Genomic DNA, 15,484 nt, shown 5'->3' on the forward strand with positions numbered 1-15,484 from the left:
TCGGAGATTATCGGTAGATATCTCCGTATCTGCGGTAGATTCTCTTCATGCAGACCTACCGGATCGCCCGTGCCGCGCAGCTGCTCGGGGTGAGCGACGACACGGTCCGTCGATGGATCGAGCAGGGTCTGCTGCCGGTCACCGATGCGGTTCCGGCCGAGATCCCCGGGGATGCCGTCGCGGCGCGAGCCGTCGCCCTCGCGGAGGAGGCGAAGAAGGCCGGAGACGTGCTCTCCAGCGCCCGCAACCGCTTCGTCGGCATCGTCACCCGGGTGCAGGTCGACGGGTTGATGGCACAGATCGACATCCAATCCGGACCGCATCGGGTCGTCTCGCTGATCTCGTCCGAAGCGGTGCGCGAACTCCGGCTCGAGGTCGGTTCGCTCGCCACCGCATCCGTCAAGGCGACCCAGGTCGTCGTCGAGGTCCCGAAGGGCTGACATGAACCGCCCGTTCCGCCGTTCCGCGGTCGCCGTCCTCGCCGCCGTCGCGCTCGCCCTCACGGGCTGTGCGACCGCCGACGGGAGCACGGCGACACCGACGACGGCGGAGGGCGGCCTGAGCGGAGACCTCACGGTCTACGCCGCCGCCTCCCTCAGCGGGGCCTTCGACGCGATCGGAGAGGCCTTCACCGCCGAGAACCCGGGCGTGCGGTTCAGCCCCGTGTACGACGGCTCGTCGACCCTGGTCACGCAGATCCTCGAAGGCGCGCCGGCCGACGTGTTCGCATCCGCCGACGAGGCCAACATGGACAAGGCGACCGATGCTGCGGTGGATCCTGCGTTGTTCGCCTCCAACACCCTCGTGATCGCCGTGCCGACCGGCAACCCGGGCGGGGTCGGGGCACTGGCCGATCTGGCCGACGTGACCACGGTGCTGTGCGCGCCGGAGGTGCCCTGCGGTGCGGCCTCCGCGAAGCTGCTCTCCACGGCGGGCGTGACGGTCGACGCCGCGAGTCTCGAGCAGAACGTGACGGCCGTGCTCACGAAGGTCGCCGCCTCCGAAGCCGACGCCGGACTCGTGTACGCCACCGACGTGATCGGTCGTGACGATGTCGAGGTGATCGTGCCCGACGGCGCCGACGAGGTCGTCAACCACTACCCGATCGCCGCGCTCTCCGACGCGCCGAACGTCGAGGCGGCCGAGGCGTTCGTGGCCTTCGTGCTGTCGGCGGAGGGTCAGAGGATCCTGGCGGACTTCGGCTTCGGAGCCCCGTGAGCGCGGCACCTGCGCATGGATACGCTCCGCGCGCTCTCGCGGTTCCCGCCCTCGTCGGACTGGTCTTCCTGGTCCTGCCGCTCACCGCTCTCGTCGCGCGGGTGCAGTGGTCGACCTTCCTTGCGGATGTGACATCGCAGGCTGCGCTCTCGGCACTCCTGCTCTCGCTCGGCACCGGCCTCGTGGCCACCGTCGTGTGCATCATCGTGGGCGTGCCACTCGCGCTGTACATCGCCCGCTCCGGCCCTCGACTGGCAGCGGTGCTGCGCGCCGTCGTCACGGTGCCACTGGTGCTGCCGCCGATGGTGGGCGGTGTCGCGCTGCTGTACCTGTTCGGGCGTGCAGGGTGGCTCGGCGGACTCGGTCTGTCCTTCAGCACCCCGGCGGTGGTGCTGGCGCAGACGTTCGTCGCGCTGCCGTTCCTGGTGCTGGCCGTGGAGGGTGCCGTACGCACCTCGGGTGTGGACTACGAACGCACGGCGGCGGCGCTCGGAGCCGGCCGATGGACGATCCTGCGCCGCATCACCCTGCCGCTCGCGGCTCCGGGCATCGTCGCCGGCGTCGTGCTGTGCTTCGCGCGGGCCATCGGCGAGTTCGGGGCGACGGCGCTGTTCGCCGGAAATCGGCCTGGGGTCACGCAGACCATGCCGCTGGCGATCTACACGGCGTTCAACGGAGCGGGAGTGTCGCAGGGCACGGCGGTCGCCCTCGCGCTGCTGCTGCTCGCCACCGCGATCGTCGTACTGCTGCTGGTGCGCGGGTGGCGACCGGGGGTGACACGATGAGTCCGTCGGAGCACCACGCCGGCGCAGCGCCGGGGCTGCGGGCGCAGGTGATCGTCGAACGCGAGCACTTCGCCGTCGAGGTCGCGGTGCAGGTCGCGGTCGGTGAGACCGTCGCCATCATGGGGCCCAGTGGTGCGGGCAAATCGACCCTGCTGCAGGCGCTCGCAGGGCTCGAGCCGCTGACTGCAGGGGAGATCGAGGTCGACGGACGCGTGGTCGACCGCGTCGCCGCTCCGCGCGTGCGGACCGCACCCATGAACCGGGGCATCGTGCTGCTCGGCCAGGATGCGCGGCTGTTCCCCCACCTGTCGGTGCGCGAGAACGTCGCCTTCGGCCCTCGCGCGGCAGGAGAGGACGCCCGCACCGCGCGAGACTCGGCCGATGAGTGGCTTGCACGCGTCGGACTCCCCGGAGCGGGGGATCGCATGCCGCGCGAGCTCTCCGGCGGCGAAGGGCAGCGCGTCGCGGTCGCCAGAGCGCTCGCCGCATCTCCGCGCGCGGTGCTGCTCGACGAACCGCTGGTGGCGCTCGATCCGGCGACGGCGGGCGACATCCGACAGATGCTGCGCGATCAGCTCACCGGGATCACCACGCTCGCGGTCACGCACGACGCCGCGGACGCCGTCGCGCTGGCTGACCGTCTCGTGGTCATCGAGTCGGGGCGTGTCACGCAGACCGGACCCGTGCGCGACGTGCTGTCTGCGCCCGCCTCGGACTTCGTCGCCTCGATCGCGGGCGTCAATCGGCTGGTCGGCGTCGCGGCGGACGGCGGGTGGCGCAGCGGTCACCGGCGTCTCGCGAGCACGGATGCCGCCTCGCTCGCGCTCGCCGCGGTCGTGGGCTCGCCGCTCGCCGCAGTGTTCCGTCCCGAGCATGTGCAGGTCGTCGGTGATGCGGAATCGGATGCCTGGGAGACCGAGGTCACACGACTCGAATCCACGCTCGCCGGGGTGCGGGTGCAGACCCGGGCGTGCGCGGTCGACGTCTCGCTCGCCGAAGCGGACGGGCTCGCATCGGGGGATCAGGTCCGCCTGCGGATAGACCCCGAGCGCGTGCGCTTCGTTTCCGTGGTCTGAGCAGCCCCGCGAAGGCCGTCGCAACGCTGACAATCTCCCGCTCGCCGTCGCCGAGGCGGCCCCGACCGGGTCTCGGCGGGTTAGTCTCGAACGATGACGGGGAGCGGGGGGAGCGCCATGACGGCCGTGCCGGTCGTGATCGGTGTGCGCCCGCCGCACGCCGCATCGGCGCCGCAGGCGGCCGGCCACGAGGCCCCCGGTGGCGGTCTCGTCGACACGCATGGCCGTGTGCATCGTGATCTGCGCATCTCGCTCACCGACCGCTGCTCGCTGCGCTGCACCTACTGCATGCCCGAGCAGGGGAACGAATGGCTCGCCCGCACGAGCATCCTCTCCACCGACGAGATCGTCGAGGTCGCCGAGGTGGCCGCCGCTCTCGGCATCCGCACGTTCCGCCTCACCGGCGGCGAGCCGCTGCTGCGGAGCGACATCGTCGAGGTCGTGCGGCGCATCGCCCGCATCGAGGGGGAGGACGGCCCCGTCGAGGTCGCGATGACCACCAACGGCATCAGCCTCGCCCCGAAGCTCCCCGACCTGATCGATGCCGGGCTCACGCGCCTCAACATCAGCATCGACACGGTCGACCGTCAGCGCTTCGCCGATCTCACCCGGCGCGACCGACTCGACGACGTGTTCGAGGGCATCGCCGCGGCCGCGGCCTCGTCCCTCCGCCCTCTCAAGCTGAACGCGGTCGCCATGCGCGGCGTCAACGACGACGAGCTGGTCGACCTCGTGGAGTTCGCGATGAGGATGGGCGCGCAGCTGCGCTTCATCGAGCAGATGCCGCTGGATGCCGGACACACCTGGGACCGAGCCTCGATGGTCACGCGCGAGGAGATCCTCGCATCCCTGGGCGAGCGTTGGCGTCTCGACCCGGTCGAGGGTCGTGGGGGAGCGCCGGCCGAGAAGTGGCGCATCGACGGCGGACCGCACGAGGTGGGTGTGATCGCCTCGGTCACCGCCCCGTTCTGCGGCGCCTGCGACCGTCTGCGCCTGACCGCCGACGGTCAGCTGCGCAACTGTCTGTTCTCGAACGTCGAGTACGACCTGGTCGACGTGCTGCGCGGGGAGTCGGCCTCTGCGGCGGGGGCCCGCTCCGACGGGATCGCCGCGATGCTGCGCTCCTGCGTGCACGGCAAGCTCCCGGGACACGCGATCAACGACCCCTCGTTCCTGCAACCGGCGCGCGGCATGAACGCGATCGGCGGCTGAGCCGGCGTGCGCATCGCCGACTCGCGTGCGGCCGTGCTGACGCGGCTGTGGGCTGAGATCGAGAGCCTTCGTCCTGAGAATCGCATCCTGGTGGCCCTGGACGGCTTCGACGGGGCAGGCAAATCGCACCTCTCCCGCGAACTCGCGGTTCACGCGCGGCGACGTTCGAGCAGACCTGTCGTCCGTGTGAGCATCGACGGATTCCACCGCCCGAAGGCGGAGCGCGTCGCCGCGGGTGCAGGTCCAGAAGGGTTCTACTCCGGTTCGTACAGATACGATGCCTTCCACGCGTGCGTGGTCGACGGCCTGCGTGTGCACGGCTCGATCACACCGGGCGTCTGGGACGTCGATCGCGACGAAGCTGTCAACCCCGCTCCGATAGCCGTTCCTCCGGCGGGGGTCGTGCTCGTCGACGGGATCTTTCTCCAGCGTCCCGAGCTTGCGAAGGTGTGGGACGCGACGGTCTGGGTCCACGCGCCCTTCGAGGTCAGCGTCCCCCGGGGCAACGCTCGATTCCCGGGGAACCATGACCCGGACCCGGAGGCTCCGTCGAACCGGAGATACGTCGGCGGTCAGCGGCTGTACCTCTCAGCGGCCCGGCCGCAGGAGCGGGCGACGTGGGTCTGGGACAACACGATCCTCGAGCAGCCGACGTATCGACGGAACGGGGGGTGAACGGATGTGGGAGCCGATCGGGCAGGGGCGTGACGGGTACCGCCTGACGATCCGGGCGACGCGAGTCTCCATGCGCCAGCTCGTGGCGATCATCGTCGGCTGCGTGGCTGTGGGAGGGTCCGCTGCCACGGCGGCGTTGATCGCGATCTCCCTCGAGACCGATTCCATCCTCGGCAGGTCCGGTGTCGTCGCGGTCGCCGGTGGCGTGGCTGTCGTCATCGTGCTCGCCCTGTTGTGGATCTTCGCCTGGCGAAGGAAGCGCTACGTCATCGAGTGGGATGACGGGGGGATCCGGATCATCGGTGCCGGGGTGGAGCGAGCGCTCCCCTGGGCCGCCATCGCTCGTGTGCTGATCCGCCTCGACACGGACTACGCCCGCGTCGAGGTGAGGGGCACGGACGGCGAGTCCGTGACGCTCTTGGCAGGATTCGGCTCCCAAGACGTGAAGAAGGCCCACGCGATCGACCCGATTCCGGGAGAGGTCGCCGACCTGCTGCACCGCCATCTTTCTGTTGAACAGCCGAGCAGGAGAGACTCCCTCGACCTGCACGTCTTCCTGCGGACGCAGCAGACCGTCGCATGAGCGGCCCTGCCCGGTTCTTCCACCTCTAGGCGAGGAACTCCCGGGCCGCGGCCGAGAGGGCGGTCACGCCGACCTCGATCGTCGGGTGGATCTCCGGCGCGAAGAACGGCGAGTGGTTGGTGGGGATGTCCTCTCCCAGGCGACCGGCGGCGACCGCCTCGGCGAACCGCGTGGGGTCGATGCCGCCCCAGAACCAGAACACGAGAGGCACTCCGGCGTCGCGGGCGAACCATGAGACGTCCTCGCTGCCGGTGAACATGCCGGGGTCGATGACGGCTGCCTCGCCCAGCGCGCGCTGCAGCGCTGCGGTGACGCGTGCGGTGGCGTGCTCGTCGTTGATCGTGGCCGGCAGCGTGTGATCGGTGCGGATCTCGGGCTCGCGCTCGGCGCCCGAGGCCGTGGCCTCGGCCCGCACGATGCGCTCCACGCTCGCGAGCACCTTCTCGCGCGTCTCCTCGTTCGGGTAGCGCAGGCTCAGTTCGAGCTTCGCCTCGGCGGGGATGATGTTGTTCTTGAGGCCGGCATGGATCGAGCCGACCGTCACGACCGCGACGCCCTGCGGATCGATCTCGCGGGAGGCGATGGTCTGCAGACGCATCACGGTGGCTGCCGCCATCACGACGGGGTCGATCGTGGCGTGCGGGCGCGAGCCGTGTCCGCCGCGCCCGTGCAGGGTGACGGTGAGCCCGTCGGAGGCCGCCATCTGCGTGCCGCTGCGCACGCCGATCACGCCGGCGGGAAGCGGCGTGACGTGCTGGCCGAGCACCACGTCGGGCTTCGGGTAGCGGTCGAGGATGCCGTCGTCCAGCATCGCGCGCGCCCCGGCGCCGTACTCCTCGGCGGGCTGGATCAGCACGACGAGGGTTCCCGACCAGTCGGAGCGTTCGGAGACGAGCTTCTCGACCGCGCCGATCATGGCGGTGACGTGCATGTCGTGACCGCAGGCGTGCATGACGGGAACGGTCGTGCCCGCTGGGTCGATGCCCTTGGCGGTGCTCGCGTACGACAGGCCGGTCTGCTCCTCGACAGGGAGCGCGTCCATGTCGGCTCGAACCCACACGACCGGACCTTCGCCGTTTCGCAGCACGCCGACGACGCCGGTGACTCCGACGCCCTCTTCGACCTCGAGGCCCAGGTCGCGCAGATGCTGGGCGGCGATGCCGGCGGTGCGCGTCTCCTGGAACGAGAGCTCGGGGTGCTGGTGCAGGTCGATGTAGAGCGCTTCGAGATCGATCGTCATGGCCCGAGCCTAGCCCTGCGAGCGGCTCGTGCCGAGGGTGCGCGATCGACGGATCAGGCGGGGTGCACGTAGGTCGGCAGTTGCGGCCCGGGGCGCAGCACGGCGTTCACGATCGCCTGGATCGCGAACTCGCTCGTCTCTCCGAGCTCGACGGTCCCGGGGTGCAGGAGCCACTGCAACTGCAGGCCGTCCATCACCGCGAGGATCGCGGCGGAGGCTGCGGCGATGGTGTCCGGATCGCGCACGCCCTCCTGGGCGCACAGCTCGTGGAATGCGGCGGTGACTTCTCGACGCAGGGTCGTGTACCGCTCCTCGAAGTAGTCCCTGGCGGGGTGGTCGTCGGTCACGGACTCGGCGGAGAGCACCGTGTACGCCTGCACGATGCCGGGCCGTTTCTCGTTCGCGAATGCCGTGCGCACCAGGTGCAGGAACAGCTCGGGTCCGCCGGGGATGTGCTTCTCGGCGAGCTCCGCGACGTCGGCCTGGTCGCGGTAGGCGAGCACCTCGAGCAACAGCTTCTGCTTCGAGCCGAAGTGGTGGAGGACGCCCGCATGCGTGATGCCGACCTGCTCAGCCACATCGGCCAGGGTGCCGTTGGTCGACCCCTTGTTGCCGAAGATCTCCACGGCCGCCTTGAGGATCTGCTCGCGCTTCGCGAGGGTCGCCGGGCGCACGCGCACGGTCTGGTCGCTGTCTGACACCGCGGCCTCCTCTCCATCGTCGGATTGTGCTTGCGATCAAACTTACTACTCGGTAACCTCACGGAAGCTTACTTTCTCGACAGTAAGCAAATCACGACAGTCGGCGGACTCCCCGTCCTCCGGCGACGCCGCACAAAGACCCGTGCCCCTAGGAGAAGCAATGAAGCTCAGAAAGTCTCTGATCGCCGTGACCGCGATCACCGCCCTCGGCGTATCGGCCCTCGCCGGTTGCTCGACAGGTGGTGGATCCGACGAGGGTGCCGGCTCCGCATCCCTCACCATCGCCAAGCCAGACGGCGCGATCACCACCGAGTCGAACAACCCCTTCGTCGGTGATTCCTCCGCGTCGAAGTACGGCTACGGCAAGGTGATCTTCGAGACGCTGGGCCTCGTGAACCAGACCGGCGACCGCGGCGTGACCCCGTGGCTCGCCGAGAGCATCGAGTGGAACGACGACTACACCGTTCTCACGGTCGTCCCTCGCAAGGACGTCACCTGGAGTGACGGCACGCCCTTCACCGCCGACGACATCGTCTTCTCGTATGAGCTCGTCTCCACTCCGGCTCTCGACACTGCCGGCCTGCAGTTCGAGGGCGCCGTGGTCGAGGGCGACGCGGTCGTGCTGACCTTCGCCGAGTCGAAGTACGTCAACCAGGCCCGCGTGCTGCACGTGCCGATCGTCCCGAAGCACATCTGGGAGAACCTCGACGACCCGGCCACGAACCCCGTCAAGGGCGACGACCTCGTCGGCACCGGCCCCTACGTGCTCTCGAACTGGTCGACGGAGTCGGTCACCCTCGAAGCCCGCGACGACTACTGGGGCGGTGACCTCGCGGTGCCCGAGCTGCACTACGTCTCCTACGGCGACAACACCGCGCTCACCACGGCACTCGCCAACGGCGACGCCGACTGGGCTCAGGCGTTCATCCCGCAGATCGAGGAGCAGTTCCTCTCGGCCGACCCCGAGCACAACAAGTTCTGGGCGGCGCCCACCACCGGTTCCGCGACGCTGTTCATGAACCTCCAGCAGAAGCCGTTCGACGACCCCGCATTCCGTCAGGCTCTCGCCTGGGTGATCGACCGCGACGCCTACGTCGACATCGCGCGTGAAGGCGCGAGCGAGCCCGTCTGGTCGGTCACAGGCCTCTCCTCGATCCTCGACGACGAGATCCAGCCCGCGTTCACGGACAAGGAGTACGCGGTGGACGCCGAGAAGGCGCGCGATCTGCTCACCACCGCCGGCTACACCTGGAAGGACGACGCGCTGATCGACCCCGACGGCGAGCCCGTCTCGTTCACGCTCTCGGTCCCCTCCGGATGGAGCGACTGGAACACCGCGCAGGAGCTGATCGCCGAAGACGTCACCGAGGCCATCGGCGCCGAGGTCAAGATCGACATGCCGGATTGGGGCGGCTGGGCCGACCCCCGCGACAACGGCACGTTCTCGGCGATCATCCACTGGCTCGAGGACAGCGGCACGGCGTACGGCCTCTACACCTCGACCATGGATCCGCGCTGGATCTCGCCCGAGGGCAAGGCCGGCTTCAACTTCGGTCGCTTCGACGACCCGGTGGCGACGGCGGCGCTGAACACCTACGCCAACGCCTCGTCGGACGAAGAGCGCACGACGGCCCTCGACACGCTGCAGACGATCTTCTCCGAGCAGGTGCCGGCCATCCCGCTGGGCGCGCACCCGCTGCTGGGTGAGTTCAACACCCGCAACTACGTCGGGTGGCCCTCGGACGAGGACCCGTACGCGTCGGCCGACCCGACGCAGCAGAACATCGTGCAGATCCTCACGAAGCTGAAGCCCGCCGAGTAGGCACCATCCTGCAGGGGAGCCCGCGCCGAGGGCGGTGCGGGCTCCCCGATCAGATCGACGAAGGACACCCCATGCCAGAACCCCTGCTCAGCGTGCGCGACTTCTCGGTCGTGTACGACGTCGATCCCCCCGTCGAGGCGGTGAAGAACGTCACCCTCGAACTGCAGCGCGGCGAGATCCTCGGCCTCGCCGGGGAGAGCGGATGCGGAAAGACCACCCTCGCCTACGGCGTGCAGCGCCTGCTGCGCGCACCGGCCGTCATCACCGGCGGCAGCGTGACCTTCCACGACGTCACCGGCGTCGACATCGACATCAACGCTCTCGATGTCGACGCGATGCAGCGGTTCCGCTGGGACAAGGTGTCGATGGTGTTCCAGGGGGCGATGAACGCCCTCAATCCGGTGGCGACGATCGGGTCGCAGCTGGAGGACGTCTTCGAGATCCATCGTCCCGACATGAACCGCGCGCAGCGGCGTGCCGAGTCCGAGGAGCTGCTGGAGATCGTCAAGGTCGGACGCCAGCGCATGCGCTCTTTCCCGCACGAGCTCTCCGGCGGCATGCGCCAGCGCGTGATGATCGCGATGGCCCTCGCCCTGCGCCCGCAGCTGATGGTCATGGACGAACCCACGACCGCCCTCGACGTGCTGGTGCAGCGGGAGATCCTCAAGCAGATCTCGCAGCTGCGGCACGAGTTCGGCTTCTCGGTGATCTTCATCACCCACGACCTTCCTCTCCTCTTGGAGATCAGCGACCGGATCGCGATCATGCGCGAGGGCGAGATCATCGAACTCGCGACCGCGGAGCGCATCTGGACGCAGCCCGCGCACGAATACACGAAGACGCTGCTGTCGTCGTTCCCCCGACTCACCGGGGAGAGAGGGGTGCTGGTGCGATGACCACCCTCGAATTCCGAAGCGTCACGAAGGCCTACAACGTGCGCGGCGCCGGCCAGATCAAAGCCCTCGACGATGTGAGCTTCACCCTGACCTCCGGGCAGACGATCGGGCTGGTCGGCCAGTCCGGAAGCGGCAAGTCCACGATCGCGAAGATCCTCACCCAGCTCGAGACCCCGACCAGCGGAGAAGTGCTGCTCGACGGCGCACCCATCCCTCGGCGAGGCAGGGGTCTGCGGAAGTACCGGCAGCAGCTGCGCATGGTGTTCCAGGACCCGTTCGCCTCGCTCAACCCGTACCACTCGATCCGCTACCACCTGGAGCGTCCGATCCGCCTCGACGATGTCGTGCCGAAGCGGGAGACGGAGGCCGAGGTGCGCCGACTCCTCGACCGCGTGCGCCTGGATGCGGACGCCGTGATCGACCGCCGCCCGCACGAGCTGTCGGGCGGCCAGCGGCAGCGGGTGGCCATCGCGCGTGCCCTCGCCTCGCGTCCCTCGCTCCTGGTCGCCGACGAGCCCGTGTCGATGCTCGATGTCTCGATCCGCCTCGGTGTGCTGAACCTGCTCGCCGACCTGCAGCGCGAAGAGGGGCTCGGCGTGCTCTACATCACCCACGACCTCGCCACCGCCCGCCACTTCAGCGACGAGATCATGGTGCTCAACCAGGGCCGCGTCGTGGAGTACGGCGCCGCCGACGACGTGATCCTCAACCCGCAGGACCCGTACACGCGCGAACTGCGATCTGCTTCCCCCGACCCGGACAAGTTCTTCGCACAGGCAACATCGACCGGAGGCGCACTGTGAGCACCGCGTTCCCCCAGCTCGACGACGACGACCTCGTCGCCCGCGACGCCCTCGAGGTGGGCACCACCGCGACCGCGGCAGAACGCGGACGACGGCGCGTGCCATGGCGCTTCTTCGCCGGTCGCGCGGCCTTCTACCTGTTCACGCTCTGGGCGGCCATCACGATCAACTTCTTCCTGCCGCGCTTCATGAAGGGCGATGCGGTCAGCTCGTATCTCGCACGCAACCGCAGCGTGAGCCCCGAGGCCGAGGCGTCGCTGCGCATCCTGCTCGGCATCGACACGGACAAGTCGATCTGGCAGCAGTACATCGAGTACTGGGGGATGCTGCTGCGCGGCGATCTCGGTATCTCGACGCTGCACGGTCTGCGCCCGGTCGCGGAGGTGCTCGCGTCAGCCCTGCCGTGGACGCTCGGCCTGGTCGGCATCGCGACCATCATCTCGTTCACGATCGGCACCGTCGCCGGAGCGGTCGTCGGATGGAAGCGCGGCAGCAAGCTCGACGCGATCATCCCGGTGACGACGTTCTTCAACACCATCCCGTACTTCTGGCTGGGCCTCATCGCGATCGCGATCTTCTCCTCCACCCTGAAGTGGTTCCCCTCATCGCATGCCTACGACAAGGGGCAATCCCCGGAATGGAGCTTCGACTTCATCGGCCAGGTGATCATGCACGGCACGCTTCCGGCACTGACCATCGTGGTCGCCTCGCTCGGCGGCTGGGTGCTCGGCATGCGCAACATGATGCTGACCGTGCTCGACGACGACTACATCACGGTCGCTCAGGCCAAGGGCATGCCCAACAAGCGGGTGCTCTGGGGCTACGCCGCCCGAAACGCGGTGCTGCCGCAGGTGCAGAGCTTCGCGCTGTCGATCGGGTTCATCGTCGGCGGCACCATCGTGATGGAGATGGTGTTCAGCTATCCGGGCGTCGGCAAGCTCCTGCTCGATGCCACCAACGCCAAGGACTTCGCCCTCATGCAGGGCGTGTTCCTCGTGATCACGCTGTCGGTGCTCGTGGCCAACATCCTCGCGGATGTGGTCTACGCCTACCTCGACCCGCGCACGCGCCAGATGGAGTCCTGACATGACCGTTCCCACCACCGCCCACAGCACGGCGCCCGACGGGTCGGCCGTCGTCTCCGGCATGCCGGAGACCGCCACATTGCGCACCCCGCCCGTCGCCGCCCCACCGCGCAAGACGTTCTGGTCGCAGCTCTCCCAGGCGTTCGCGATGTTCCGCAACCCCAAGTCGATCGCCGGGCTCATCATCCTCGGGGTGTTCGTGCTCATCGCCGTCCTCGCGCCGTGGATCTCGCCGTACGGTCCGACGCAGAAGGACCGCACCGCCCTGCGCCAGCCCCCCTCCTGGGAGCACTGGCTGGGCACGACGCACATGGGGGAGGATGTGCTGAGCCAGATCATCTACGGCACCCGTGGCGTCATCGTGGTCGGCTTCCTCGCCGCCTTCATCGCCACGATCATCGCGATCACCATCGGTGTGATCGCCGGGTACGTGCGCGGCTGGAAGAGCGAGTCGCTGTCGGCGCTGACCAACGTGTTCCTGGTGATCCCCGGCATCCCGCTCATCATCATCATCGCCTCCCAGTTCGAGAACCCGCCCCTGATCGTGATCGCCGCCGTGCTCGGCATCACGGGATGGGCCTGGGGCGCCCGAGTGCTGCGTGCCCAGACGATGTCGCTGCGCAACCGCGACTTCATCCAGGCCGCGCGCGCCAACGGTGAACCGCTGCGCCGCATCATCACGGTCGAGATGCTGCCGAACCTGATGGCGCTCATCGCCTCGAGCTTCGTCGGGACCGTGACGGCGGCCATCCTCGGTCTCACCACGCTGGCGTTCATCGGGGTGATCCCGGTGAGCAACCTGAACTGGGGCACCATCCTGTTCTGGGCCCAGCAGAACGGCGCGTTCCCGCGTCTGTGGTGGTGGTACGTGCCCGCCGGCCTCTGCATCGCGATCATCGGCGTCGCCCTCTCGCTCATCAACTTCGGCATCGACGAGTACGTCAACCCGCGCCTGCGCTCCGCGGGCGAGCGGGCCAGAGCGATGAAGAAGAAGGGGCTGAACGTGAACGACGCCGTCACGGCCGTCCGCAGCGTGCCCCTGCCCGAGAAGGCTCCCGATCCCGTAACCTCGACGACTTCCCCAGACTCCTCGAAGACCTCGACTCAGAACACGAAGTGATGACCTCTCAGACTCTGACCACGCAGCTCCCGTACCAGGACCCCGCTCTCTCGATCCCCGAACGCGTGGCCGACCTCCTCAGCCGCATGACGCTGGAGGAGAAGGTCGGGCAGATGCTCCAGCTCGACGCCCGCGACGACATCGACGACCACATCGCCCGCCGTCACGCCGGATCGATCCTGCACACCTCGCCCGAGCGCATCCTGCGGGCGAACGAGCTCACGGCGCAGACCCGGCTCCGCATCCCGCTGCTGGTGGCGGAGGACTGCATCCACGGGCACTCGTTCTGGCCGGGAGCGACGATCTACCCCACGCAGCTCGGCATGGCCGCGTCGTGGGATTCCGACCTCGTCGAGCGCGTCGCACGCGCGACCGCCGAAGAGGTCGCGGTGACCGGCATCCACTGGACGTTCTCTCCCGTGCTGTGCATCGCGCGCGACCTGCGCTGGGGTCGCATCGACGAGACCTTCGGCGAAGACCCGTTCCTGATCGGCGAGCTGGCCTCGGCGATGGTGCGCGGCTACCAGGGCGACGGACTCGACGATCCGACCGCGATCCTCGCGACCGCCAAGCACTTCGCCGGGTATTCCGAGACGCAGGGCGGGCGTGATGCGAGCGAGGCCGACATCTCACGGCGCAAGCTGCGCTCGTGGTTCCTGCCGCCGTTCGAGCGCGTCGCCCGCGAAGGATGCCGCACGTTCATGCTCGGCTATCAGACCACCGACGGCGTGCCGATCACGACCAACGACTGGCTGCTCAGCGACGTGCTGCGCGGTGAGTGGGGCTACACCGGCACGCTCATCACCGACTGGGACAACGTCGGTCGCATGGTGTGGGAGCAGCGGATCCAGCCCGACATCACGCACGCGGCCGCGGCAGCCGTGCGGGCGGGCAACGACATGATCATGACCACGCCGTCGTTCTTCGAAGGAGCACTGGACGCGGTGGCCGAGGGCATGCTCGCCGACGACGCGTTCGATGCGGCGGCCGCGCGCATCCTCACGCTCAAGTTCGAGTTGGGGTTGTTCGAGAACCCGCGTCTTCCCGGAACCGAGCTCGACGCCGTGGTGGGCAGTGCGGCGCACGCCGAGCTGAACCTCGAGGTCGCCCGACGCTCGCTGGTGCTCCTCGAGAACGACGGTGTGCTGCCGCTCGATCCCACGGCGGCGCTGAAGATCGCCGTGACCGGGCCTCTCGCCGACGATGCCCAGACACAGCTCGGCGACTGGGCAGGCGGCTCCGGCCAGGCGGGCTGGCTCGACGGCCAGCCCCGCGAGATGATCACGACCGTGCTCGACGGTCTGCAGTCGGTCGACGGCTGGACCATCACGCACGCCCGCGGCGCCGACATCCTCACGCTCGAAGAAGACCCGCAGGGGCCGTTCTTCCCCGACAAGCAGCCGCGTCCGCCGGTGGTGAAGGCCTGCGAGCCGGATGCCGCGCTGATCGCGGAGGCTGTCGCCGCGGCATCCGACTCCGACGTCGTCGTGGCGGTCGTCGGCGACCGGATCGAGCTGGTCGGCGAAGGGCGCTCCACTGCGACGCTCGAGCTCATCGGCGGGCAGAACGCCCTGATCGATGCGCTCATCGCGACCGGCACGCCCGTCGTGATCGTGCTGCTCGCCTCGAAGCCGCTCGTGCTCCCGGCATCGGCATCGAAGGCCGCCGCCGTGATCTGGGCGGCGAACCCCGGCATGCAGGGCGGGCGCGCACTCGCCGACATCATCTCCGGCGCGGCCGAACCGTCGGGGCGCCTGCCGATCTCGTTCGCGCGCCACGTCGGCCAGCAGCCGACCTATTACAACCAGATCCGCGGACAGCACGGCGATCGCTATGCCGACCTCACGCAGTCGCCCGCCTGGGCATTCGGCGAGGGCCTCTCGTACACGACGGTGGAGTACTCCGACCTGACGCTCGAGGCGACTTCGTTGCGGGAGTCCGACACGATCGTCGGTCACGTCACGGTGTCGAACACAGGGGAGCGGCCCGTGCGCGAGACCGTGCAGGTCTACGTGCGCGACTCCGTGACGAGCGTGAGCTGGACCGACAAGGAGCTCAAGGCCTTCCGTCAGGTCGACCTCGCCCCCGGCGAGTCCGCGCGCGTGCGGGTGGAGCTGCCGGTCGCCGACTGCACGATCGTGGATGCCGCGGGCAACCGCATCATCGAGGCCGGCGCCTTCGAGCTGCTCGTCGGCCCCAGCTCCCGCGACGAGGCTCTCCTCTCCGCGGACTTCGAGGTCGCCTGACCTGTCGTAGCCCTGCCTCGCC

The 15,484-nt window shown here is 69.0% G+C and carries 15 protein-coding genes; 13 read left to right on the forward strand and 2 right to left on the reverse strand.

Annotated features, from left to right (window positions below; all coding sequences use genetic code 11):
* Positions 1-47: 47 nt before the first annotated feature.
* The 7 genes from F6W70_RS11410 to F6W70_RS11440 all read left to right on the forward strand — a co-directional run bounded on the left by F6W70_RS11410 (position 48) and on the right by F6W70_RS11440 (position 5,549).
* Positions 48-440, forward strand: a complete 393-nt coding sequence (locus F6W70_RS11410; RefSeq protein ID WP_017831266.1) for a TOBE domain-containing protein — start codon at positions 48-50, stop codon at positions 438-440.
* Between the two features lies 1 nt (position 441).
* On the forward strand, positions 442-1,218 hold the full coding sequence (gene modA / locus F6W70_RS11415) for a molybdate ABC transporter substrate-binding protein (protein ID WP_151486782.1): 777 nt from the start codon (positions 442-444) through the stop codon (positions 1,216-1,218).
* A complete protein-coding gene (gene modB / locus F6W70_RS11420) occupies positions 1,215-2,003 on the forward strand; it encodes a molybdate ABC transporter permease subunit (protein ID WP_055876433.1) in 789 nt (262 codons plus the stop codon). The genes modA and modB overlap by 4 nt, the downstream gene beginning before the upstream one ends.
* Positions 2,000-3,079: a sulfate/molybdate ABC transporter ATP-binding protein gene (locus F6W70_RS11425; protein WP_151486783.1), complete on the forward strand. Its 1,080-nt coding sequence runs from the start codon at positions 2,000-2,002 to the stop codon at positions 3,077-3,079. The genes modB and F6W70_RS11425 overlap by 4 nt, the downstream gene beginning before the upstream one ends.
* 117 nt (positions 3,080-3,196) lie before the next feature.
* Positions 3,197-4,291, forward strand: coding sequence for a GTP 3',8-cyclase MoaA (gene moaA / locus F6W70_RS11430; RefSeq protein WP_151487231.1), 1,095 nt, complete (start codon positions 3,197-3,199; stop codon positions 4,289-4,291).
* 6 nt (positions 4,292-4,297) lie between these two features.
* On the forward strand, positions 4,298-4,966 hold the full coding sequence (locus F6W70_RS11435; protein WP_151486784.1) for a nucleoside/nucleotide kinase family protein: 669 nt from the start codon (positions 4,298-4,300) through the stop codon (positions 4,964-4,966).
* A 4-nt stretch (positions 4,967-4,970) separates the two neighbouring features.
* Positions 4,971-5,549 (forward strand): hypothetical protein, encoded by a 579-nt coding sequence (locus F6W70_RS11440; protein WP_151486785.1) that lies wholly within the window; start codon positions 4,971-4,973, stop codon positions 5,547-5,549.
* Positions 5,550-5,574: 25 nt separating this feature from the next.
* Here the strand turns inward: F6W70_RS11440 and F6W70_RS11445 are convergent, their stop codons facing one another.
* Together F6W70_RS11445 and F6W70_RS11450 are read right to left on the reverse strand one after the other, a co-directional pair.
* Positions 5,575-6,789, reverse strand: coding sequence for an amidohydrolase (locus F6W70_RS11445; RefSeq protein WP_127481670.1), 1,215 nt, complete (start codon positions 6,787-6,789; stop codon positions 5,575-5,577).
* Between the two features lie 53 nt (positions 6,790-6,842).
* The gene (locus F6W70_RS11450) at positions 6,843-7,490 is read right to left on the reverse strand and encodes a TetR/AcrR family transcriptional regulator (protein WP_055869311.1); all 648 of its coding nucleotides are present in this window, start codon (positions 7,488-7,490) and stop codon (positions 6,843-6,845) included.
* A gap of 160 nt (positions 7,491-7,650) precedes the next feature.
* Between F6W70_RS11450 and F6W70_RS11455 the strand changes: the two genes are divergently transcribed.
* The 6 genes from F6W70_RS11455 (at position 7,651) to F6W70_RS11480 (ending at position 15,462) form a co-directional block, all read left to right on the forward strand.
* Positions 7,651-9,312, forward strand: coding sequence for an ABC transporter substrate-binding protein (locus F6W70_RS11455; RefSeq protein WP_151486786.1), 1,662 nt, complete (start codon positions 7,651-7,653; stop codon positions 9,310-9,312).
* A 71-nt stretch (positions 9,313-9,383) separates the two neighbouring features.
* A complete protein-coding gene (locus tag F6W70_RS11460) occupies positions 9,384-10,208 on the forward strand; it encodes an ABC transporter ATP-binding protein (RefSeq protein ID WP_055876456.1) in 825 nt (274 codons plus the stop codon).
* Positions 10,205-11,011, forward strand: a complete 807-nt coding sequence (locus F6W70_RS11465) for an ABC transporter ATP-binding protein (protein WP_055869314.1) — start codon at positions 10,205-10,207, stop codon at positions 11,009-11,011. Before F6W70_RS11460 ends, F6W70_RS11465 begins: the two co-directional genes overlap by 4 nt.
* Positions 11,008-12,096 (forward strand): ABC transporter permease, encoded by a 1,089-nt coding sequence (locus F6W70_RS11470; protein ID WP_055869315.1) that lies wholly within the window; start codon positions 11,008-11,010, stop codon positions 12,094-12,096. Before F6W70_RS11465 ends, F6W70_RS11470 begins: the two co-directional genes overlap by 4 nt.
* A 1-nt stretch (position 12,097) precedes the next feature.
* Positions 12,098-13,216 (forward strand): ABC transporter permease, encoded by a 1,119-nt coding sequence (locus F6W70_RS11475; RefSeq protein ID WP_151486787.1) that lies wholly within the window; start codon positions 12,098-12,100, stop codon positions 13,214-13,216.
* Positions 13,216-15,462 carry an exo-beta-d-1,3/1,6-glucosidase gene (locus F6W70_RS11480; RefSeq protein WP_151486788.1) on the forward strand — a complete coding sequence of 749 codons (2,247 nt, stop codon included), beginning with the start codon at positions 13,216-13,218 and terminating at the stop codon, positions 15,460-15,462. Before F6W70_RS11475 ends, F6W70_RS11480 begins: the two co-directional genes overlap by 1 nt.
* Positions 15,463-15,484 lie beyond the last annotated feature (22 nt).

Source organism: Microbacterium maritypicum, from assembly GCF_008868125.1.
Lineage (GTDB): Bacteria > Actinomycetota > Actinomycetes > Actinomycetales > Microbacteriaceae > Microbacterium > Microbacterium maritypicum.